This window comes from Micromonospora sp. RV43 (genome assembly GCF_001029515.1).
Taxonomy (GTDB): Bacteria; Actinomycetota; Actinomycetes; order Mycobacteriales; family Micromonosporaceae; genus Micromonospora; species Micromonospora aurantiaca.
The window spans coordinates 13,595-38,269 of record NZ_LEKG01000058.1 but is presented as its reverse complement, the minus strand read 5'-3'; the positions used below and the strand labels follow the sequence as shown (position 1 = coordinate 38,269).

The 24,675-nt window shown below is 75.7% G+C and carries 3 protein-coding genes; all 3 read left to right on the top strand.

Annotation, left to right across the window (positions count from 1 at the left end; translation table 11 throughout):
* Positions 1-671: phosphopantetheine-binding protein (locus ABD52_RS16215; protein WP_235437478.1), on the top strand; the 671-nt coding region annotated here is incomplete at its 5' end.
* 245 nt (positions 672-916) lie between these two features.
* On the top strand, positions 917-1,777 hold the full coding sequence (locus ABD52_RS16210; protein WP_013285631.1) for a metallophosphoesterase: 861 nt from the start codon (positions 917-919) through the stop codon (positions 1,775-1,777).
* A gap of 324 nt (positions 1,778-2,101) precedes the next feature.
* Positions 2,102-24,664 carry a type I polyketide synthase gene (locus ABD52_RS16205; protein ID WP_047892367.1) on the top strand — a complete coding sequence of 7,521 codons (22,563 nt, stop codon included), beginning with the start codon at positions 2,102-2,104 and terminating at the stop codon, positions 24,662-24,664.
* Positions 24,665-24,675 lie beyond the last annotated feature (11 nt).

Here is a 24,675-nt window from a genome sequence, read left to right as displayed (position 1 = left end):
GTGGTGAGGGGCAGGTGGTGGTGGCGGATGTGCGGTGGGATCGGTTTGTGCCGTCGTTCACGGCGTTGCGTCCGTCGCGTCTGTTCACCGACATCCCCGAAGCACAGCCCGCACAGGCCGAGGAGGCGCCGAAGGGCGAGGACCGCGGCGCGGCGTCGGCGCTGCGCGAGCGGCTCGCCGCCGCCTCCGGGTCGGAGCGCGACCGCATCCTGCTCGACCTGGTCCGCGGCACCGCCGCGGCGGTGCTGGGACACGCCACGCCGAGCGGGATCAGGCCCGCCCGCGGCTTCCTCGAACTGGGCTTCGACTCGCTCACCGCAGTCGAGCTGCGCAACCGGCTGACCGCCGCAACGGGCATCGGACTGCCCGCCACCCTCGTCTTCGACCATCCCACCCCGAACGCGCTCGCCGGTCACCTGCGGGCCGAGTTGGCGCCCGAGCAGCCGGCGTTGCCGATCGTGGCCGAGATCGAACGCCTCGACAAGCTCCTCGGCGGGCTGCCGGGCGACCAGGTCGACGACGCGGTCGTCGGTCGGCTGGAGGACCTGCTGACCCGGTGGCGGGGCCGACCCGCCGCCACCGCACCGGCGCCGGCCGCCGCAGAGGAGTTGGAGTCGGCCAGCCGGGACGAGCTCTTCGACATCATCCAGCGGGAGTTCGGCAAGTCCTGAGCGGACACTGCCCGACCCCGGGCGGGACGGGCCGGGGAAAGGGACACCCGACGGTGCCGGACGCCTGACCGGCGCCGTCGGGCAGGCGCGGCTGCCTAGGGGTCCACGTATCCCGTCTAGGGGTGTGCCGGTGCGGGCCCGGCTCCGTAGGGTCGGAGCACGCCAGGCCGCCTCGCCCTGCCCACCGGCAGCCGAGCGGTACGGATGTGGGTGCGTGCGGTGCCCCGGATGGACGGGAGGTCCGCATGGCCGGATCCGGCTTGCCTCAACTGCTCGCCATCAGCGACCTGCACGTGGTGCACGCGGAGAACAAGGCCATCGTCGAGCGGCTGCGGCCGGAGCGCGACGGCGACTGGCTCGTCGTCGCCGGCGACGTCGGGGAGTTCGTCGGCGACATCGAGTGGGCGCTGGGACTCCTCAGCCGCCGCTTCGCCAAGGTCATCTGGGCCCCCGGCAACCACGAGCTGTGGACTCCCCGCGAGGACCCGATCCAGCTGCGGGGGGACGCGCGCTACCAGCACCTGGTGCAACTGTGCCGGGGGCTCGGGGTCATCACCCCGGAGGACCCGTACCCCGTCTGGGACCAGCAGGGCGACGACCCGGTCCTGATCGCGCCGCTGTTCCTGCTCTACGACTACACCTTCCGGCCCCCGGGGACGTACACGAAGGAGCAGGCCCTGGCACGGGCCCACGAGGTCGGCGTGGTCTGCACCGACGAGATCCTGCTGCATCCGGACCCGTACCCGACGCGGGACGCCTGGTGCCGGGCGCGGCTGGCCCTGACGGAGCGGCGGCTGACCGCCGAGCGCGGCGGGCTGCCCACCGTCCTGGTCAACCACTTCCCGCTCGTGCGCGAGCCCACCCGGATCCTGCGGTACCCCGAGTTCGCCCAGTGGTGCGGCACCGAGGCCACGGCCGACTGGCACGTCCGCTTCGACGCCCGCGTCGCCGTCTACGGCCACCTGCACATCCCGCGCACCACCTGGTACGACGGGGTCCGGTTCGAAGAGGTCTCGGTCGGCTACCCACGGGAGTGGCGCCGCCGCTCGACGCCTCCCGGCCGGCTGCGCCGCATCCTGCCGTCGGCCGCCGGACAGCCCGCCTGAGCGGCCCTCGCGGCGCTGGTCACCGCCGCTCGCCGGGCCTGCCGCGACGCCGCTCGCGGGCCGGTCGATCAGGGGTTCTCTAGGGGTTGGGCGGGCGTTTGGCGCTCAGTACCGTCCAGTCACGGTGGCGGGCATGTGTCGGCGGACCTGTCCGGCGTGGCGGGCGCCTGAGCAGGCACGACAACCGGAATCAGGAACAGGTGTGGGGTCCGTGAGCCGAACGGCCGCGTCTCCGCCCACCTGTGCACGAAGCCGGCCGTCGGCGGTGGTGTGGTCAACGAATCGGCAGATTCCGATCGATAGCAAGCTCTGGGCGGGTGGGTCATGGCGGACGAAGACAAGCTCCTCGAACACCTGAAGTGGGTGACCTCCGAGCTCCGCCTGGCGCGTCGGCGCCTGACCGAGCTGGAGGACGAGGACGCCGAGCCGATCGCGATCGTCGGCATGGCCTGCCGTTTCCCCGGCGGCGTCGCCTCACCGGAGGACCTCTGGGACCTCGTCGCCGGCGGGGTGGACGCCACCGGCACGTTCCCCGACGACCGGGGCTGGGACCTCGACGGGCTCTACGACCCCGACCCCGACCACCCCGGCACCACGTACAGCAACCGGGGCGGCTTCCTGCGCGACGCCGGCCTGTTCGACCCGACCCTGTTCGGGATCTCGCCGCGCGAGGCGCTGGCCATGGACCCGCAGCAGCGGCTCCTGCTCGAGGTGACCTGGGAGGTCTTCGAGCGGGCCGGCATCGACGCCGCGTCGGTGCGGGGCAGCCGTACGGGGGTGTTCGTCGGCACCGCGGGGCAGGACTACACGTCCGTGCTGCGGCAACTGCCCGAGGGCACGGAGGGCTACGTCCTCACCGGCACCGCCGCGAGCGTCATGTCCGGCCGGCTGGCGTACTCCTTCGGGCTGGAGGGGCCGGCCGTCACCATCGACACCGCCTGCTCCTCGTCGCTGGTCGCCCTGCACCTCGCCGGTCAGGCCCTGCGCGACGGCGAGTGCTCCCTCGCCGTGGCCGGCGGCGTCACAGTGCTGGCCACGCCGGGTGCCTTCGTCGAGTTCTCCCGCCAGCGGGGGCTCGCCTCCGACGGGCGGTGCAAGGCGTTCTCCGCCGACGCCGACGGGACCGGCTGGTCCGAGGGCGTCGCCATGCTGCTCGTCGAGAAGCTCTCCGACGCCCGGCGCAACGGGCACCCCGTCCTGGCGGTGATCCGGGGCAGCGCCGTCAACCAGGACGGCGCCAGCAGCGGGCTGACCGCCCCCAACGGCCCCTCGCAGCAGCGGGTCATCCGGCAGGCGCTGGAGAACGCCCGGCTCAGCCCGTCCGACGTGGACGCCGTCGAGGCGCACGGCACGGGCACCCGGCTCGGCGACCCGATCGAGGCACAGGCGCTGCTGGCCACGTACGGGCAGAGCCGCACCGCCGACCGCCCGCTGTGGCTGGGCTCGCTGAAGTCGAACATCGGCCACCCCCAGGCCGCGGCCGGCGCCGGCGGCGTCATCAAGATGGTGATGGCGATGCGGCGCGGCGTGCTGCCGCCCACCCTGCACGTGGACCGGCCCTCACCGCACATCGACTGGTCGACCGGCGCGGTGGCCCTGCTCGACGAGGCGCGCCCGTGGGCCGGCGGCGAGCACGTCCGCAGGGCCGGCGTGTCGTCCTTCGGCATGAGCGGCACGAACGCCCACCTGATTCTGGAGCAGGCGCCGGCCCCCGACCCGGCCGGCGACGACGCCACCTGGTCCCGTCGTCCCACCGTCGTGCCCGTGCTGCTCTCCGCCGCGCAGCCGGCCGCGCTCGCCGCCCAGGCCGACCGGTGGGTCCGCCGGCTGACCGGCGACGAGCGACAGCGCCCGCTCGACGTGGCCTTCTCCTCGGCGGTGGCCCGCACGACGCTCGACCGGCGCGCGGTGCTGCTCGCCGAGGACCGCACGGGTCTGCTGGCGGGCCTGCGGTCCCTGGCGGCCGGCGAGCCGTCGGGCATCGTGGTCGCCGGCCAGGCCGGGGACCGGGGTCCGCTGGCGGTGCTCTTCTCCGGCCAGGGCGCGCAGCGCGCCGGCATGGGCCGCGAGCTGTACGCCGAGTTCCCCGTCTTCGCCGCCGCCCTCGACGAGGCGTGCGGGCACCTCGACCGGGTTCTGCCGCGCCCGCTCAAGGAGGTGCTGTTCGCACCGGAGGGCTCCGCCGAGGCGGAGCTGCTGGACCAGACCGCGTTCACCCAGGCCGGACTCTTCGCCGTCGAGGTGGCGCTGTTCCGGCTGGTCGAGTCGATGGGCGTCGCGCCGGACTACGTGGGCGGGCACTCGATCGGGGAGATCGCCGCCGCGCACGTGGCCGGGGTGCTGTCGCTCCAGGACGCCTGCCTGCTGGTGGCGGCGCGGGGCCGGCTGATGCAGGCGCTGCCGTCCGGCGGGGGCATGCTCGCCGTGGCCGCCGACGAGGCGGCCGTGGCGGAGTCGATCGCCGGGCTGACCGACCGGGTCGGCATCGCCGCCGTCAACGGCCCGGCCTCCGTCGTGGTCTCCGGCGCCGTCGACGCCCTCGACGAGGTCGAGCGCGTCTGGCAGGACCGGGGCGCGCGTACCCGCCGGCTGACCGTCAGCCACGCGTTCCACAGCCCGCTGATGGCGCCGGTGCTGGAGCGCTTCCGCGGCATCGTCGAGCGGCTGACCTTCGCCGCGCCCACGCTGCCGATGGTGTCGAACGTGACAGGTGCGCTCGCCGACGCCGACGAGATCCGCACCCCGGACTACTGGGTTCGCCACGTCCGCGAGGCGGTTCGCTACGCCGACGGGCTCGCCGCGCTGCGCGACGCCGGGGTCGACACGTTCCTGGAGGTCGGGCCGCGGAGCGTACTGACCGCGATGACGGCCGACGCGCTGCCCGGCGACGACGTGCTCGCCGTCGCCGCCCAGCGCCCGGACCGGCCCGAGGCGCAGGCGCTGCTGCACGCCCTCGCCGAGCTGCACGTGCACGGGGTGCCGGTGTCCTGGCGGGAGTGGTTCGCCGACACCGGCGCCGCCCGGGTCGACCTGCCCACGTACGCCTTCCAGCGGGAACGGTTCTGGCCCGAGGTGCTGCCGTGGCGGGTCGGCGACGTGTCGGGCGCCGGCCTCGGCGTCGCGGGGCACCCGCTGCTCGGCGCGGCGGTGCGGCTCGCCGGCGACGACGAGGTGGTGCTGACCGGCCGGCTGTCGACGTCGACGCACCAGTGGCTGGCCGACCACGTGATCGCCGGCGCCGTGGTGGTGCCGGGCACCGCCCTGGTGGAGCTGGCGGTCCGCGCCGGCGACGAGGTCGGCGCGTCGCGGGTACGGGAGCTGACCGTGGCGGCGCCGCTGGTGCTGCCCGCGTCCGGCGCGGTACGGGTCCAGGTGCGCGTCGGCGCGGCCGACGAAGCCGCCGTGCGGACGGTGTCCGTGTACTCCCAGCCCGAGGACGACGAGACCGAGTGGGTGCGGCACGCCGACGGCCTGCTCGAACCGGTGTCGACCGACGAGCCGGGCCTCGGCGAGTGGCCGCCGGCGGGCGCGACCGAGGTGGACCTGACCGGCTGGTATCCGGCACTGGCGGAGCACGGCCTGTCGTACGGGCCGGTGTTCCAGGGCGTACGGCGGGCCTGGACGGCCGACGGCGAGGCGTACGCCGAGGTGGCGCTGCCGGACGGGACGGCCGGCGAGGCGGGCGCGTTCGGGGTGCACCCGGCGCTGCTGGACGCCGCGCTGCACCCGGTGGCGCTGCTGCTCGCGGCCGAGGCCACGGGCGGCCCGCGCGTGCCGTTCGCGTTCGAGGGCGTGCAGGTGCACGCCTCGGGCGCCCGGACGCTGCGGGTGCGGCTGACCCGGGACGGCTCCGGGGTGCGGCTGGTCGCCTGCGACGGCTCGAACGCGCCGGTGGTGTCGGTGGACTCGCTGGTGCTGCGGGAGATGACCGCGACGGCGACCCGGGGCGCCGCCGCCCGCTCGCTGTACGAGGTGACCTGGCAGGCGGAGCAGATCGACGGCGTGGACGACCTCGCGGGCTGGGCGGCGCTGGGCGGTGCCGTCCCGGCCGCGCTGGCGGAGCTGCCGGTCTTCGCGGACGTGGCGACCCTGGCGGCGGCCGGCACCACGGCCCGGCAGGTGCTGCTGCCGGTGCCGACCGGCGACCCCGGCGTCGCCGTGCCGGAGGCCGTACGGACGCTCACCGGCTCCGTCCTGGACGTGCTGCGCGCCTGGCTCGCCGCCGACGCGCTGGCGGAGTCGAAGCTCGTGGTGGTGACCCGCGGCGCGGTGGCCGCCGCGGACGACGACCGGGTCGGCGACCTGGCCGCCGCCGCCGTCTGGGGCCTGCTGCGCTCGGCGCAGTCCGAGCACCCGGGGCGGATCGTCCTCGCCGACATCGACGGCGAGCTGACCGCCGCGACCCTCGCCGTGCTGGCCGGGGCGGCGGTCGACCCGTCGGTCTCCGGCGGCCAGCTCGCGGTGCGTGGCGAGCGGACCCTCGTGCCGAGGCTGGCGCGACCCGCGGGCGACGAGCTGACGCCGCCGCCCGGCCCGTGGCACCTCGCCCCCGTCACCGGCGGCACCCTGGACGGGATCGCGCCGGTGCCGGCCACGCCCGCCGAGCTGAGCGAGGACCAGGTGCGCATCGCGGTGCGCGCGGCCGGCGTGAACTTCCGTGACGTGCTGATCGGGCTGGGCATGTACCCGGATCCGGCGGCCGTGCTGGGCAGCGAGGGCGCGGGCGTCGTGGTCGGGGTCGGCCCGGGCGTGACCGACCTGGCTCCCGGCGACCGCGTGCTCGGCATGTTCGAACTCGGCTTCAGCCCGCAGGCGGTGGCACACCGGCAGCGGATCGCCAGGATGCCCGCCGACTGGTCCTTCACCCAGGCCGCGTCGGTCCCGCTGGTCTTCCTGACCGCGTACTACGCGCTGCAGGACCTCGCCGGGCTGCGGGCCGGTGAGTCGGTGCTGATCCACAACGGCGCGGGCGGCGTCGGCATGGCCGCGATCCAGCTCGCCCACCACCTCGGCGCCACCGTCCACGCGACGGCGAGCCCCGGGAAGTGGGGCGTGCTGCGGGAACTCGGGGTGGCCGAGGAGCGGATCGCGTCGTCGCGGACCACCGAGTTCGAGCAGACCTTCGGCGCGGCCACCGGCGGCACCGGCGTCGACGTGGTGCTCGACGCGTTGGCCGGTGAGTTCGTGGACGCGTCGCTGCGGCTGCTGCCGCGCGGCGGCCGGTTCGTGGAGATGGGCAAGGCCGACGTACGCGACCCGGAGGCGGTCGCCGCCGGGCACCCGGGCGTGGTCTACCGCGCGTTCGACCTCAATGAGGCGGGCAGCACCCGTATCGGGGAGATGCTCACCGAGCTGCTCGACCTGTTCGCGCGGGGCGCGCTGCGCCCGCTGCCCGTACGGGCGTGGGACGTGCGTCAGGCCCGGCAGGCGCTGCGGCACGTCAGCCAGGCCCGCCACGTCGGCAAGGTGGTGCTGCGCATCCCCGCGCCCGTGGACCCCGAGGGCACCGTGCTGGTCACCGGCGCCGGGGGCGCTCTCGCGGGCGTGCTCGCGCGGCACCTCGTCGCCACCGGCCAGGCCCGGCACCTGCTGCTGGCCTCCCGCCGCGCACCCGGCCGGGACGACGCGTACGCCACCCTGCTCCGGGAACTGACCGACGCGGGCGCCGACGTCACCGCCGTGGCCGTCGACGTCAGCGACCCCGCCCAGGTCACCGAGCTGGTCGCCGGGATCGACCCGGCGCACCCGCTGACGGCTGTGGTGCACACCGCCGGGGTGATCGCGGACGCGACCATCGGTTCGCTGGACGAGTCCGCTCTGCGTACGGTGCTGGCGCCGAAGGTGGACGCGGGTTGGGTGTTGCACGAGGCCACCGCGCATCTGGACCTGTCGGCGTTCGTGCTGTTCTCGTCGGTGGCGGCCACCCTCGGCTCGCCGGGGCAGGGCAACTACGCGGCGGCGAACGCGTTCCTCGACGCCCTCGCCGAGTACCGGCGCGAGCAGGGGCTGCCCGCCACCAGCATCGCCTGGGGCATGTGGGCCACCGACAGCACGATGACCGCCCACCTCGACGGCGACGACCAGCAGCGGCTGCGGCGCGTCGGGATGAGCCGGCTCTCCCCGGCCGAGGGCGCCGAACTCTTCGACGCCGCCCTGCCGGCCGCCCGACCGGTCGTCGTCGCGGCCCGACTCCACGTCACCGGCGAGGCCAGCGGTGTGCCGCCGCTGATGCGGCACCTGCTGCGCGGCGGCGGCCGACGCCGTACCGCCGGCGACCGGCCGACCGCCGGCGCGTCGTGGCGCGACCGGCTCGCCGGCCTCTCCGAGGCCGATGCCCGCCAGACGCTCGTCGACCTGGTCTGCGGCCAGGCCGCCACGGTGCTGGGGCACGCCTCGGCGCAGTCGGTTCCCGCCGCCCGGGCCTTCAAGGACCTGGGCTTCGACTCGCTGACCTCGGTGGAACTACGCAACCGCCTCGGTGCGGCCACCGGGCTGCGGCTGACCGCCACGCTGGCCTTCGACCACCCCACCCCGGCCCGGCTGGCCGAGCACCTGTTCGCGCAGCTCGGCCCGGCCACGGGCAACGGCACCACCGTCCGTACGGTCGTCACCGCCGACGCCGACGAGCCGATCGCCATCATCGGCATGGCCTGCCGCTACCCCGGCGGCGTCGCCACCCCCGAGCAGCTGTGGCAGCTCGTCACCTCCGGGGCCGACGCCGTCGGCGACTTCCCGGCCGACCGCGGCTGGGACCTCGACCGGCTGTACGGCACGGACGGCGACCAGGCCGGCGGCACCGTCACCCACCAGGGCGGCTTCCTCTACGACGCGGCCGACTTCGACGCCGGCTTCTTCAACATCAGCCCCCGCGAGGCCCTCGCCATGGACCCGCAGCAGCGGCTGCTGCTGGAGACCGCCTGGGAGAGCTTCGAGTACGCCCGCATCGACCCCGCCGCCCTCAGCGGCACCGCCACCGGTGTCTTCGTCGGCGCCGCCTCCTCCGGCTACGCCACCAGCGGACGTGACGACCTGGACGGCCTCGAGGGGCACCTGCTGACCGGCACGGCGGGCAGCGTCGCCTCCGGACGGGTCGCCTACATGTTCGGCCTCGAAGGCCCGGCGGTCACCGTCGACACCGCCTGCTCCTCGTCCCTGGTGGCGCTGCATCTCGCCGCCCAGGCGCTGCGCGGCGGCGAGTGCGACATGGCCCTGGCCGGCGGGGTGGCACTCATGGCGCAGCCCGGCATGTTCTCCGAGTTCTCCCGGCAGGGCGGGCTGTCCCCCGACGGGCGGTGCAAGGCGTTCGCCGCCGGCGCGGACGGCACCGGCTGGGCCGAGGGCGTCGGCATGCTGCTCGTGGAGCGCCTCTCCGACGCCCGGCGCAACGGCCACCGGGTGCTCGCGGTGCTGCGCGGCTCCGCGGTCAACTCCGACGGCGCGTCCAACGGGCTGACCGCCCCGAACGGCCCGTCCCAGCAGCGGGTCATCCGCCAGGCCCTGGAGAACGCGCGGCTCGACCCGGCCGACGTGGACGCCGTCGAGGCGCACGGCACCGGCACCGTCCTCGGCGACCCGATCGAGGCGCAGGCGGTGCTGGCCACCTACGGGCAGGACCGCGCCGACGGCGAGCCGCTCTGGCTCGGCTCGATCAAGTCGAACATCGGCCACTCCCAGGCGGCGGCCGGGGTGGCCGGCGTGATCAAGATGGTGCTGGCGATTCGGCACGGCGTGCTGCCGCCGAGCCTGCACGTGAACCAGCCCTCGCCCCACGTCGACTGGAGCGCCGGGGCCGTCGCCCTGCTCACCGAGGCCCGGCCGTGGCCCGCCGTCGACCGGCCGCGCCGGGCCGCCGTGTCGTCGTTCGGCATCAGCGGCACCAACGCGCACACCATCATCGAGCAGGCGCCCGACGAGCCGGCCCCGGCGACGCCCGCACCGGCGGGGCACGTTCCCGGCCTGGTCGGGCCCGCCGCCGTACCCCTGCCGGTCTCCGGCAGAAGCCCCCGCGCGCTCCGGGCGCAGGCCGCCCGCCTCGGCGAACGGCTCGCCGGCGACGCCGGCCTCGACCCGCGCGACCTCGGCTTCTCCCTGGCCACCCAGCGGGCGCACCACCCGTACCGGGCGGTCGTCGTGGCCGCCGACCGGGACGACGCGCTCGCCCGCCTGGCCGCCCTCGCCGACGGCGACAGCTCCCCGGCGGGCGCGGACGCCGCGTCGAAGGTCGTCTTCGTCTTCCCCGGCCAGGGCTCCCAGTGGACTTCGATGGCGCTGGACCTGATGGAGACCTCGCCGGTCTTCCGGCAGCGGATGGGCGAGTGCGCCGAGGAACTGTCCCGCCTGGTCGACTGGTCCCTGGAGGACGTGCTGCGGCAGGCGCCCGGCGCGCCACCCCTGGACCGGGTGGACGTGGTCCAGCCCGCGCTCTTCTCCGTCATGGTGTCCCTCGCGCAGCTCTGGCGCTCGTGCGGCGTGGAACCGGCCGCCGTCGTCGGGCACTCGCAGGGGGAACTCGCCGCGGCCTGCGTCGCCGGCGCGTTGACCCTCGCCGAAGCCGCGCGGCTCGTCGTGGCGCGCAGCCGCGGCCTGCTGGCGATCGCGGGTCGCGGCGGCATGGTCTCCGTCCCGCTCCCGGCCGCCGACACCGAGCGGCTCATCGCGCCGTGGCGGGGCAGCCTCTCCGTCGCCGCCCTCAACGGCGTCGCCGTGACCGTGGTCGCGGGCGACTCGGCGTCGGTCGCCGAGCTGCTCGCGCACTGCGCCGAGCGCGACGTCCGCGCCCGCCAGGTCGCCGTCGACTTCGCGGCGCACAGCGGCCACGTCGACCCGATCCGCGACGAGGTGACCGCCGGGTTCGGCACTGTGGACCCCCGCACCAGCACCGTGGCCTTCCACTCCACCGTCACGGGCGAGCCGATCGACACCGCCGGGCTCGACGCCGACTACTGGTACCGCAACCTGCGGGAAACGGTCCGGCTGGCGCCGGTCGTGGACCAGCTGATCGAGCAGGGCTTCCGGACCTTCGTCGAGGTCAGCCCGCACCCCGTACTCAAGATCGCGGTGCAGGACGCGCTCGACCGGGCGGCCGGCGGCGGCGTGGTGGTGGGCTCGCTGCGCCGCGACGAGCACGGGCCGCGGCAGCTGCTGGCCAACCTCGGCGAGCTGCACGTCGCCGGTGTGCCCGTCGACTGGTCGCGCGTCTTCGCCGGCTCCGGCGCCACCCCTGTCGACCTGCCCACGTACGCCTTCCAGCGGGACCGGTTCTGGCCGGCGCTGGACCGCTCCGCCACCGGCGACGTGTCGGGCGCGGGGCTGGGCGCGGCCGGGCACGGGCTGCTCGGCGCGGCGGTGCGCCTCGCCGGCGACGACGAGGTCGTGCTGACCGGCCGGCTGTCGGCGTCCACGCACCCGTGGCTGGCCGACCACGTGGTCGGCGGCGCCGTGGTGCTGCCGGGCACGGCCCTGGTCGAGCTCGCGGTGCGCGCCGGCGACGAGGTCGGCACCTCCCGGGTGCGGGAGCTGACCGTCGCCGCGCCGCTGGTGCTGCCGAACCCGGGTGCGGTCCGCGTGCAGGTGCGCGTCGGCGCGGCCGACGGCTCCGGAACCCGGAGCGTGGCGGTGCACTCGCAGCCCGACGGCGACCCCGGGGACTCCTGGACGCGGCACGCCGACGGTCTGCTGGAGCAGGCCACCGACGAGCCGACGCTGGGCTCCTGGCCGCCGGCCGGGGGCACCGAGGTCGACCTCGCCGGCTGGTATCCGGCGCTCGCGGAGCGCGGCCTGGCCTACGGGCCGGCGTTCCGGGGCCTGCGGCGGCTGTGGACCGCCGGCGACGAGGCGTACGCCGAGGTCGCCCTGCCGGACGAGGCGGCCGACGACGCCGCCGGCTTCGCCGTGCACCCGGCGCTGCTGGACGCCGCCCTGCACCCCGTCGGGCTGCTGACGGCCGAGCGCTCCGGCGGACCGCGCGTGCCGTTCGCGTTCGAGGGCGTGCAGGTGCACGCCTCCGGCGCCAGGACGCTGCGGGTACGGCTGACCCGGGCGGGCTCGCGCGTGCGGCTGGTGGCCGGCGACGAGTCCGGCGCGCCCGTGGTGTCAGTCGAGTCGCTCGCCATGCGGGAGATGACCGACGCCACCGGCGCGGAGGCCGCGCAGCGGTCGCTGTTCGAGGTGACGTGGCCGGTCGAGGTGGTCACCCCGGCGCGGGACGTCACCGGCTGGGTGCTGCTCGGCGACGGACCCGCCCCGGCGGGCCTCGCCACGCCGGTGTTCCCGACCGTCGACGAGCTGACCGCGGCGGTCGCGGCCGGCACGGTCGAGGCGCCCCGCGCGCTCGTGGTCCCCGTGCCCGCCGGCACCCCGGAGGGCGACCTGCCCGACGAAGTCCGTACGGCCACCGCCCGTGTCCTGGCCGTGCTGCACCGCTGGCTGGACAGCGAGGCGCTGGCCGACACCACGCTCGTGGTGCTGACCCGCGCGGCGGTGGCCGCCACCCCGGCGGACGCGGTGCGGGACCTGCCCGGCGCGGCGGTCTGGGGTCTGCTGCGCTCGGCGCAGTCCGAGCACCCGGGGCGGATCGTCCTCGCCGACGTCGACGGGGACCTCACCCCGGCCACCCTCGCCGTGCTCGCCGCCGTCGCCGAGAACCCCTCGCCGACCGGCGGCCAGGTGGCCGTACGCGGCGACGAGGTGCGCACGCCCCGCCTGGGCCGGCCCGCCGGCCAGGCCGCCGACGAACTCGTCCCGCCGGACGGACTGTGGCGGGTCGGGGCGGTCAGCCCCGGAACCCTCGACGGTGTCGGCATGGTGCCCGCCACCTCCGTCGCCCTGGACGCGGGTCAGGTGCGCATCGCGGTGCGCGCGGCCGGCGTGAACTTCCGTGACGTGCTGATCGGGCTGGGCATGTACCCGGATCCGGCGGCCGTGCTGGGCAGCGAGGGCGCGGGCGTCGTGGTCGAGGTCGGCCCGGGCGTGACCGACCTGGTCCCCGGCGACCGCGTGCTCGGCATGTTCGAGCCGGCCTTCGCCCCCGAGGTGATCGCCACCCGCGACCTCGTGGCGAGGATCCCCGCCGGTTGGTCCTTCGCGCAGGCCGCCTCCGTGCCGGTGGTGTTCCTGACCGCGTACTACGCGCTGCGGGACCTGGCCGACCTGCGGGCCGGTGAGTCGGTGCTGATCCACAACGGCGCGGGCGGCGTCGGCATGGCCGCGATCCAGCTCGCCCGGCACTGGGGCGCGACGGTGTACGCCACCGCCAGCCCCGGTAAGTGGGGCGTGCTGCGGGAACTCGGGGTGGCCGAGGAGCGGATCGCGTCGTCGCGGACCGTCGAGTTCGAGCAGACCTTCGGCGCGGCCACCGGCGGCGCCGGGATGGACGTGGTGCTCGACGCCCTCGCCGGTGGCTTCGTGGACGCGTCGCTGCGGCTGCTGCCGCGCGGCGGCCGGTTCGTGGAGATGGGCAAGGCCGACGTACGCGACCCCGAAACGGTCGCCGCCGGGCACCCGGGCGTGGTCTACCGCGCGTTCGACCTCAACGAGGCCGGGCACCGGCGCATCGGGGAGATGCTCACCGAACTGCTCGACCTGTTCGCGCGGGGCGCGCTGCGCCCGCTGCCCCTGCGGGCGTGGGACGTACGCCAGGCCCGGCAGGCACTGCGCCACATGAGTCAGGCCCGCCACATCGGCAAGGTCGTCCTGCGGGTGCCCGCCCCCGCCGACCCGGACGGCACCGTGCTCGTCACCGGCGCCGGGGGCGCCCTCGCCGGCGTGTTCGCCCGGCACCTCGTCGCCACCGGCCAGGCCCGGCACCTGCTGCTGGCCTCCCGCCGTGGCCCCGAGCACTACCGGGAGCTGGTCGACGAGCTGACCCGCGCGGGCGCCCGGGTCACCGCCGGCACCGCCGACGTGACCGACCCCGCGCAGGTGACCCGGCTGCTGGAACTGGTGGACCCGGCGCACCCGCTGACGGCTGTGGTGCACACCGCCGGGGTGATCGCGGACGCGACCATCGGTTCGCTGGACGAGTCCGCTCTGCGTACGGTGCTGGCGCCGAAGGTGGACGCGGGTTGGGTGTTGCACGAGGCCACCGCGCACCTGGACCTGTCGGCGTTCGTGCTGTTCTCGTCGGTGGCGGCCACCCTCGGCTCGCCGGGGCAGGGCAACTACGCGGCGGCGAACGCGTTCCTCGACGCCCTCGCCGAGCACCGGCGCGAGCAGGGGCTGCCCGCCACCAGCATCGCGTGGGGGCTGTGGGCCACCAGCAGCGCCATGACCGCCCACCTGGGCGGCAGCGAGCACCGCAAGGCGATCCGCGCCACCAGCGCCCCGCTGACCGACCGGCAGGGCGTGGCGCTGTACGAGCTGGCGCGACAGCGCGACGCGGCGCACCTCGTCCTCATGAACCTGCCGCCGGCGTCGCGGCCGACCGGCCAGAACGTGCCCAGCCTGCTGCGGGACCTCGTCCGCGCGGGCGGACCGGCCCGGCGCGCGGTGGGGCGCGGCCTCGCGGACACCGCCTCCGTACGGGACCGGCTGGCGACGCTCGGCCCGGCGGAGCGGCGCTCCCACCTGCTCGACCTGGTGGCCACCAGCGTGGCGGCAGTGCTCGGGCACCGCTCGGCCGAGACCGTCGACGCCCAGCGCGCCTTCAAGGAACTGGGCTTCGACTCGCTCACCTCGGTGGAACTGCGCAACCGGCTCTCCGCCGCCACCGGCCTGCGGCTGCCCGCGACCGTGGCGTTCGACTACCCGACCCCCGTGGTGCTCGCCGAGTTCCTGGACCGGGAGCTCGGCGGCGCGGCGACCGTGGACCGGCCCGTGGCGGCCGGCACCGCCGCCGCCCTCGACGAACCGATCGCCATCATCGGCATGGCCTGCCGGTTCCCCGGCGACGTGCAGACCCCCGAGCAGCTGTGGGACGTGGTCACCGCCGGCACCGACGTCATCTCGCCCTTCCCCACCGACCGGGGCTGGAACCTCGACGACCTGCGCGCCGGCGGCCAGGACCCGGACGCCGTACCGCGGCAGGGCGGCTTCCTCCACGACGCCGCCCAGTTCGACGCCGCCTTCTTCGGGATCTCCCCCCGCGAGGCCCTGGCGATGGACCCGCAGCAGCGGCTGCTGCTGGAGACCTCCTGGGAGGCATTCGAGCGGGCCGGGATCGACCCCCACTCGGCACGGGGCAGCAGCACCGGCGTCTACGTCGGGCTCATCTACCACGACTACGCCTCCCAGGCCGCGGGCGGCACCGACGACCTGGACGGCCACGTCGGCAACGGCAGCGCCGGCAGCGTCGCCTCCGGCCGTATCTCGTACCTGTTCGGCCTGGAGGGCCCCGCCGTCACCGTCGACACCGCCTGCTCGTCGTCGCTGGTGGCGCTGCACCTGGCCACCCAGGCGCTGCGGCAGGACGAGTGCCGCCTCGCCCTCGCCGGCGGGGTGAGCGTCATGTCCACCCCCGGCATGCTCACCGAGTTCTCCCGGCAGCGCGGCCTGTCGCCCGACGGGCGGTGCAAGGCGTTCGGCGCAGGCGCCGACGGCACCGGCTTCGCCGAGGGCGTCGGCATGCTCCTGCTGGAGCGCCTCTCCGACGCGCAGCGCAACGGCCACCGGGTGCTCGCCGTCGTCCGGGGCAGCGCCGTCAACCAGGACGGCGCCAGCAGCGGCCTGACCGCGCCGAACGGCCCCGCCCAGCAGCGGGTGATCCGGCAGGCGCTCGCCAACGCCCGGCTCGCCACCACCGACGTCGACGCCGTCGAGGCGCACGGCACCGGCACCGCCCTCGGAGACCCGATCGAGGCGCAGGCGCTGCTGGCCACGTACGGGCAGGGCCGACCGCAGGACCATCCACTGTGGCTGGGGTCGGTCAAGTCGAACATCGGCCACGCCCAGGCGGCGGCCGGTGTCGCCGGTGTGATCAAGATGGTGCTGGCCATGCGGCACGGCATCCTGCCGCCGACCCTGCACGCCGAGAAGCCGTCCCCGCACATCGACTGGACGGCCGGGTCGGTCGCCCTTCTCACCGAGGCGCGGCCGTGGCCGGCCGTCGACCGGCCCCGCCGCGCGGCGGTGTCGTCGTTCGGCATCAGCGGCACCAACGCCCACACCATCGTCGAGCAGGCCCCCGAGCCCGCCCCGGCGCAGGCCGCACCCGCCACGGGCGTCCCGGGCGACCTCGTCGCCTGCGTCCTGTCGGCCCGCGACGCCGCCGCCCTGCACGAGCAGGCGCGCCGGCTGCGGACCCTCGTCGACGGCGAGCCGGACCTGACCGTCGCCGACGTCGGCCGGGCGCTCGCCACCGCCCGCAGCGCCTTCGAGCACCGCGCCGTGCTGCTGCCCGGCGACCGCGCCGGACTGCTCACCGCCCTCGGCGCGCTGGCCGACGGCGAGCCCTCGGCCGCCGTCGTGCGGGGAATCGCCCGCAGCGGCCGCACCGCCGTCCTCTTCTCCGGTCAGGGCGCGCAGCGCGCCGGTATGGGTCGTGAGCTGTACGGGGCGTTCCCGGTGTTCGCCGCGGCCCTGGACGAGGTGTGTGCTCACCTGGATCCGCTGCTGCCGCGTGCGCTGCGGGAGGTGTTGTTCGCTGCGGCGGGTACGCCTGAGGCGGGGCTGCTGGACCAGACGGTGTTCACCCAGGCGGGGCTGTTCGCGGTCGAGGTGGCGTTGTTCCGGTTGGTCGAGTCGTTGGGTGTCGTGCCGGACCTGGTGGCCGGGCACTCCATCGGTGAGATCGCGGCGGCGCATGTGGCGGGCGTGTTCTCCCTGGCCGACGCGTGCGCGCTGGTCGCGGCGCGGGGTCGGCTGATGCAGGCCCTGCCGGCCGGTGGTGGCATGCTCGCCGTGGCAGCCGACGAGGACGCGGTGGCCGAGTCGATCGTCCCGTTCGCCGACCGGGTCGGCGTCGCCGCCGTCAACGGCCCCACCGCCGTGGTGGTCTCCGGCGCCGCCGAGGCCCTCGACGAGGTGCAGCGGGCCTGGACGGACCGGGGTGTGCGTACGCGCCGGCTGACCGTCAGCCACGCGTTCCACAGCCCGCTCATGGAGCCGATGCTGGCCGAGTTCCGGCAGGTGCTCGACGGGCTGACGTTCCACTGGCCCGTCCTGCCGATCGTGTCGAACCTGACCGGCCGGATCGCGGACCCCGACGAGATCGGCACCCCCGACTACTGGGTCCGCCACCTACGGCAGACCGTCCGGTTCGCCGACGGGGTCGCGAGCCTGCGCGAGCGCAACGTCCGTACGTTCCTCGAACTGGGCCCCGACGCGGTGCTCGCCGGCATGGTGGGCGCCTGCCTGCCGGACGACGACGCGGCGACGGTCGTGGCGACCCTGCGCCCCGGCCGACCCGAGCCGGCGTCGCTGGTCCATGCGCTTGCGGAGCTGTACGCGCACGGCACGCCGGTCACCTGGACCGCGCTCCTGCCGGCCGGAACCCGCCCCGTCGACCTGCCGACGTACCCGTTCCAGCGGCAGCGCTTCTGGCCGGCCGTGGGCCGGCTGCGCGCCGGCGACGTCAGCGGCGCCGGCCTCGGCGTGGCCGAGCACGGGCTGCTCGGCGCTGCCGTGGACCTGGCCGGCGACGACGAGATCGTGCTGACCGGCCGGATCTCCCCGACCACCCACCCCTGGCTGGCCGACCACGTCGTCTCCGGTGTGACGCTGGTCCCGGGCACGGCCCTCGTGGAGCTGGCCGTCCGCGCCGGCGACGAGGCGGACCTGCCGCGGCTGCGGGACCTGACGGTGCTCGTGCCGCTGGTGCTCCCCGAGTCCGGCGCCGTACGGATCCAGGTGCGGGTGTCCACGTCGGAGTCGCCGCAGCGTCCCGTCGCCGTCTACTCCCGCCCCGACGACGATCCCGAGGCGGGCTGGACCCGGCACGCGGAGGGCGTGCTGGAACCGGCCACGGCCGACGAACCGCAGCCGGCCGCCTGGCCGCCCGCCGGCGCCACCGAGGTGGACCTGACCGGCTGGTATCCGGCGCTGCTCGAACACGGCCTGTCGTACGGGCCGGCGTTCCAGGGGCTGCGCCGGGTGTGGACCGGCGAGGACGACGTCTTCGCCGAGGTGGTCCTGCCGGACGACGCGGCGACCGAGGCGGCGCGCTTCGGCGTGCACCCGGCGTTGCTGGACGCCGCCCTGCACCCGATCGGGCTGCTGCCCGGCACCGAGGAGTCGGGCGGGCCGCGCGTACCGTTCGCCTTCGAGGGCGTGCAGGTGCACGCCTCCGGCGCGAGGCTGCTGCGGGTGCGGTTGACCCGCAACGGCTCCGCGGTGCGGCTGACCGCCAGCGACGAGGCGGGCGCGCCGGTGGTGTCGGTGGACTCCCTCGTCCTGCGGGAGCTGACCGGCGTGGCCGCCCCGAGCGCGGCGTCGCGTTCCCTGTTCGAGGTGGCCTGGCAGGCCGAGGAGGCCGACCCGGTCGACGACGCGTCGGGCTGGGCGGTGCTGGGCGGGCCGGCCCTGCCGGGCGTCCCCGGCGGCCCCTCCGCCGAGACGATCCGGCAGCTGCGCGCCGCCATCGACGCCGGCATCGCCCCGCCGCGCCTGCTGCTCTTCACGCCGGCCGCGTCGCCCGCCGACGACGGCGACCCGGCGCGGACCGTCCGCACGGTCACCGCCGACGTGCTGGGCCTGGTGCAGGCGTGGCTGGCCGTCGACGCGCTGGCCGACTCGAAGCTCGTGGTGGTGACCCGGGGCGCGCTGGCCGTCCGCGACGGGGACCGGGTGACCGACCTGGCCGCGGCGGCGGTGTGGGGCCTGCTGCGCTCCGCGCAGTCCGAGCACCCGGGCCGCATCGTCCTGTCCGACGTCGACGACGCGATCGACCCCGGCACGCTGGGCGTCCTGGCCCGCTTCGCCGCGGACCCGGCCGGCGGCCAGTTGGCCGTCCGCTCGGGCGCGGTGTTCGTGCCGCGTCTGGTGCGCGCGGTCGCTGCGGCGTCGGTGGAGACGCCGGTCGTGGGTGACGGTGCGGTGCTGGTGACCGGTGGTACGGGTGCGCTCGGGGCGTTGGTCGCGGAGCACCTGGTGTCGGCGCATGGCGTGCGGTCGCTGGTGTTGGTGTCGCGGCGTGGTGCGGAGGCCGCCGGTGCGGGTGAGTTGTCGGAGCGGTTGTCGGCGTTGGGTGCGTCGGTGCGGATTGCCGCCTGTGACGTGACCGACCGGGACCAGGTCGGCGCGCTGGTGGCCGAGGTGGCCGCCGAGGGTCGGCTGGCGGGTGTGGTGCACACCGCTGGTGTGTTGGATGACGGTGTGGTGGAGGGGCTGACCGCCGAGCGGCTTCGTGCGGTGCTGGCGCCGAAGGCGTCGGCGGGTTGGTTCCTGCATGAGGCGACGGCGTCGCTCGCGCTGGATCTGTTCGTGGTGTTCTCGTCGGTTGCGGGTGTGCTGGGTTCGCCGGGTCAGTCGGGGTATGCGGCGGGTAACGCGTTCCTGGACGGGTTGGCGGTGTATCGGCGGCAGCTCGGGTTGCCGGCGGTGAGTCTGGCGTGGGGGATGTGGGACACGGCAGGCATGGCCGCGTCGATCGGCGGCAACGACCGGGCCCGTACGGCACGCGCCGGCCTGCGGCCGATGAACGCCCGCACCGGCCTGGAACTCTTCGACGCCGCCGTGGGGGCGGAGCGGGCGGTGCTGGTGCCGGCCGCGATCGACGTACCCGCGCTGCGGGCGGCAGCCGCCGGCGCGGTCGTACCGCCGATGCTGCGTAACCTGGTCGACGTGGCGACGACCCGCCGCCGCGCCGGCCAGGGCGCCCCCGGCGGCTGGGCCGAGCGCCTCACCGGGCTCAGCGCCGAGGAGGGCCTCGCACAGGTCGACGAGCTGATCCGGGGCCTGGTCGCGCAGGTCCTCGGGCACGGCGGCGCCGAGGCGGTGCCGGCGGACCGGGCGTTCAAGGACCTGGGCTTCGACTCGCTGACCGCCGTCGAGCTGCGTAACCGGGTGAACGGCGCGACCGGCCTGCGCCTCACCTCGACCCTGGTGTTCGACTACCCGTCCCCGCAGGTCCTGGCGGCCCATGTGTACGCGGAACTCGCCGGCACCCGGCCCGGTGCCGTCGAGGCCGACGAGTCGACGGCCGGCGACGCCGACGAGGCGATCGCGATCGTCGGCATGGCCTGCCGCTACCCCGGCGGGGTGGAGTCTCCCGACGAGCTGTGGAGGCTGGTCAGCACCGGTGGGGAGGGCATCGGGGAGTTCCCGGCCGACCGGGGCTGGGACCTGGAGTCCCTGTACGACCCGGACCCCGACCACGCCGGCACCTCGTACACCCGCCACGGCGGCTTCCTGTACGGCGCGGCGGAGTTCGACCCCGGCTTCTTCGGCATCTCGCCGCGCGAGGCCCTCGCCATGGACCCGCAGCACCGGCTGCTGCTGGAGGCGTCCTGGGAGACGTTCGAGTCGGCGGGCCTGGACCCGTCGGGCCTGCGGGGCAGCCGGACCGGTGTCTTCGCGGGCGTCATCTACCACGACTACTCGACGCGCCTGATGGAGACGCCCGAGGTCGAGGGCTACATCGGCACCGGCAACTCGGGCAGCGTGCTGTCGGGCCGGGTGGCGTACACCTTCGGGCTCGAAGGCCCGGCGGTGACCGTGGACACGGCCTGCTCGTCCAGCCTGGTGGCGTTGCACCTCGCGGTGCAGGCGCTGCGTAGCGGCGAGTGCGACCTGGCGCTGGCCGGCGGCGTGACGGTGATGGCCACGCCCGGCACCTTCGTGGAGTTCTCCCGGCAGCGTGGCCTGTCGGCCGACGGCCGGTGCCGGTCGTTCGCCGCGTCGGCCGACGGCACGGGCTGGTCCGAGGGTGTGGGCGTGCTGCTGGTGCAGCGGCTCTCCGACGCCCAGCGTGAGGGACGGCGGATCCTGGCGGTCGTACGCGGCAGCGCCGTGAACCAGGACGGCGCGTCGAACGGTCTGACGGCGCCGAACGGTCCGTCGCAGCAGCGGGTGATCCGGCAGGCGCTGGCGTCGGCGCGGCTGTCGCCGTCCGACGTGGACGTGGTCGAGGCGCACGGCACGGGCACGACGCTGGGTGACCCGATCGAGGCGCAGGCCGTCCTGGCCACGTACGGGCAGGACCGGCAGGGGCGGGAGCCGTTGTGGCTCGGCTCGGTGAAGTCGAACATCGGGCACGCACAGGCGGCTGCGGGTGTGGCCGGTGTGATCAAGATGGTCATGGCGATGCGGCACGGCCTCGTCCCGCCGACCCTGCACGTGGACGAGCCGTCCCCGCACATCGACTGGTCGGCGGGGGCGGTGGCCCTCGCGACCGAGCCCACTCCGTGGCCGCGGGTGGACCGGCCGCGTCGGGCGGCGGTGTCGTCGTTCGGGATCTCCGGCACGAACGCGCATGTGATCATCGAGCAGCCGCCGGCCGGGACGATCGAGGGTGAGGTCGTCGCACGCGAGGTGCCGGCGGTCGTGCCGGTGCTGTTGTCGGCCCGCGACGTGGCCGGGCTGTCGGCGCAGGCGGGTCGGTGGGCGGGGTGGCTGGCGGCCGGCGAGGCTCCGCGTGTGGTGGATGTGGCGTGGTCGTCGGTGGCGTCGCGGTCTGTGCTGGAGCACCGGGCGGTTGTGTCCGGCGCGAGCCGGGACGAGCTGTTGGCGGGTCTCGCGGCCGTGGCGGCCGGCGAGCCGTCGGGAGCTGTCGTGTCCGGCGCCGCCGGTCAGCGTGGTCAGCTTGCGCTGTTGTTCTCCGGTCAGGGTGCGCAGCGTGTGGGTATGGGCCGGGAGTTGTATGGCGGGTTCCCGGTGTTCGCGGCGGCGTTGGATGAGGTGTGCGGACACCTCGACCCGCTGCTGCCGCGCCCGCTGCGGGAGGTGCTGTTCGCGTCGTCGGGCACGGCCGAGGCGGAGTTGCTGGACCAGACCGTGTTCACGCAGGCCGGTCTGTTCGCGGTCGAGGTGGCGTTGTTCCGTCTGGTGGAGTCGTTCGGGATCGTTCCCGACGTGGTGGCCGGTCACTCGATCGGTGAGGTGACGGCGGCGTATGTGGCGGGGGTGTTGTCGCTCGCGGATGCGTGTGAGCTTGTGGCGGCGCGGGGTCGGTTGATGCAGGCGTTGCCGGCGGGTGGCGGGATGTTGGCGGTGGCGGCGGACGAGGCGGCGGTGGAGGAGTCGATCGCGGGGTTGGCGGACGTCGGTGTTGCGGCGGTCAACGGTCCGGCTGCTGTGGTGGTGTCGGGTGCGGTGGAGGCGTTGGATGAGGTGGAGCGGGTCTGGCGTGGGCGGGGTGTGCTGACGCGCCGGTTGTCGGTGAGTCATGCGTTCCACAGTCCGTTGATGGAGCCGATGCTGGCGGAGTTCCGGGCGGTGCTGGAGGGGCTGGCTTTCGCGGCGCCGTTGTTGCCGGTGGTGTCGAATGTGACCGGTGCGCTGGCTGATCCGCAGGAGATCCGCAGCCCGGAGTACTGGGTGCGGCATGTGCGGGAGGCTGTGCGCTACGCCGACGGGGTGACCGCGTTGCGTGAGACGGGTGTGGACACGTTCCTGGAGGTCGGCCCGCAGAGTGTGCTGACCGCGATGAACGCCGACGTGCTCGCCGAGGACGCGCTCGCGGTGGCCGTGCAGCGCCGGGACCGGTCCGAGACGCAGGCGTTGCTGCACGCCCTGGCCGAGCTGCACGTCCACGGCGTCCCGGTGTCATGGACGCAGTGGTTCACCGACACCGGTGCCGCCCGGGTCGACCTGCCCACGTACGCCTTCCACCGCGAGCGGTACTGGCCCGAGCCGGCGAGCCGGCCGCGACAGACGGCGACCCACGGCGGCGACGCCGACTTCTGGAACGCCGTCGAACGCGGCGACCTGAACGCCCTCGCCGCGCAGTTCGGCGACGACGGCACCGCCCTGGACGCCCTCACCCCGGCCCTGCCGGTCCTGTCGAATTGGCACCGGGCGCGTACGCAGCGGGCCGTCCTGGACGCGTGGTCGTACCGGGTCGGATGGAAGCGCACCGACATCACCGCCGAACCGGCGCGGCCCGGCGTGTGGCTGCTCGTGACGGCGCAGGACGACCTGGCGGACGGCACCCGGGCGGAGGCGGTGACCAAGGCCCTCGCCGAGGTCGGCGCCGACGTGGTCCGGCTCACCGTCGACCCGGTCGGCACCGACCGGGTGGGCCTCGCCCGACGGCTGGGCGACGCGCTGGCCGACGGCCCTGTCGCCGGCGTGCTCTCCCTGCTCGGCCTCCGCGACCAGCCGCACCCCGCCCACCCGGCCGTGCCGGTCGGGGCGGCCGCCACGCTGCTGCTGCTCCAGGCGCTGCACGACACCGGGGCGACGACCCGGCTCTGGTGCCTGACCCGGGGCGCGGTCAGCACCGGTGACGGAGACACCGTGCACGCCGTCGCCCTGAGCGGGCTCTGGGGCCTGGGGCTCGTGGCGGGCCTGGAACACCCCCACCTGTGGGGCGGGCTGGTGGACCTGCCCGAGCAGGTCGACGCGACGGCCTGGGACCGGCTGGTGCGGGTGGTGACCGGCGCCGGCGACGAGGACCAGCTGGCCGTGCGCCCCTCCGGGGTGTTCGTCCGTCGCCTGGTCCGCTCGGCACCCACCGTTCCCGACGCGGCGCAGCGGTGGCGGCCGTCCGGCACCGTGCTGGTCACCGGCGGCACCGGCGCGCTGGGCGCGCACGTGGCCCGCTGGGCGGCGGCCGACGGGGCGGAGCACGTCGTGCTGACCAGCCGCCGGGGCGAGCGCGCCCCCGGGGCGGCCGAGCTGTGCGAGGAGCTCACCGCCCAGGGCGTACGGGCGTCGGTCGTGGCCTGCGACGTCGCCGATCGCGACCAGGTGGCGGAGCTGCTGGCCCGCCTCGACGAGGATCCCGCGCCGCTGACGGCCGTGGTCCACGCGGCGGGCGCCGGCGAGTCCGGGCTGATCGCCGACACCGACCTGGCCGCGTTCGCGGGCGTGCTCGACGGCAAGGTGGCCGGCGCGCTGCACCTGGACGCCCTGCTCGGCGACCGGCCGCTGGACGCGTTCGTGCTCTTCTCCTCCATCGCCGGGGTGTGGGGCAGCGGCGGGCAGTCCGCGTACGCCGCCGGCAACGCCTTCCTCGACGCGCTCGCGGAGCAGCGGCGCGGCCGGGGCCTGGCGGCGACGTCCGTGGCCTGGGGACCGTGGGCCGACGGCGGCATGGCCACCGGCGAAGCCCAGCAGATGCTGGCGCGGCGCGGCCTGACCGCCATGGCGCCGGCCGACGCCGTGCACGCCATGCGGTACGCCGCCGGCCTGCCCAGGGCGGCGCTGACCGTGGCGGACGTCGACTGGGCGGTCTTCGCCCCGGCGTACGCCTCGGCCCGCCCCCGGCCGCTGCTCGACGACATCGCCGAGGCCCGGGAGGCGCTGCACGCCCACGCCGGGGAGCAGCAGCCCGGCGCTGCCGATGCCCTGCGGGAGCACCTGCTCACCCTGCCCCGCCCCGAGCGGGTCCGGCACCTGGTCGACCTGGTCCGTACCCACGCCTCGGCCGTGCTCGGCCACGCGGGCACGGACCGGGTCAAGCCCCAGCGGGCGTTCAAGGAACTCGGATTCGACTCGCTGACGGCGGTCGAGCTGCGCAACCGACTCACCGGCGCCACCGGCCTGTCACTGCCCGCGACCCTCGTCTTCGACCACCCGACCCCGGCCGTGCTCGCCGAGAACCTGCTCGACGGCCTGCTGCCCGAGGCGGCGCAGGCGGACGACGGCGACCCGGCGGAGGCGGCCGTCCGGCAGACGCTCGCGGCGATACCGCTGGCCCGCCTGCGCGAGGCGGGGCTGCTGGACCTGCTGCTCAACCTCGCCGACGCCGACGGCGGTACCGGGGCCGAGCCCACCGACGAGGCCCTGGACCTCGACGACCTCGACACCGACACCCTCGTCAGGCTGGCGCTTGACGGAACCGATTCCTGACCGTTGTCCCC

Bases quoted from the DNA above. Each gene is read 5' to 3' on its own strand.
- ABD52_RS16210 (WP_013285631.1), top strand. From the start codon at position 917: ATGGCCGGATCCGGCTTGCCTCAACTGCTCGCCATCAGCGACCTGCAC.
- ABD52_RS16205 (WP_047892367.1), top strand. From the start codon at position 2,102: ATGGCGGACGAAGACAAGCTCCTCGAACACCTGAAGTGGGTGACCTCC.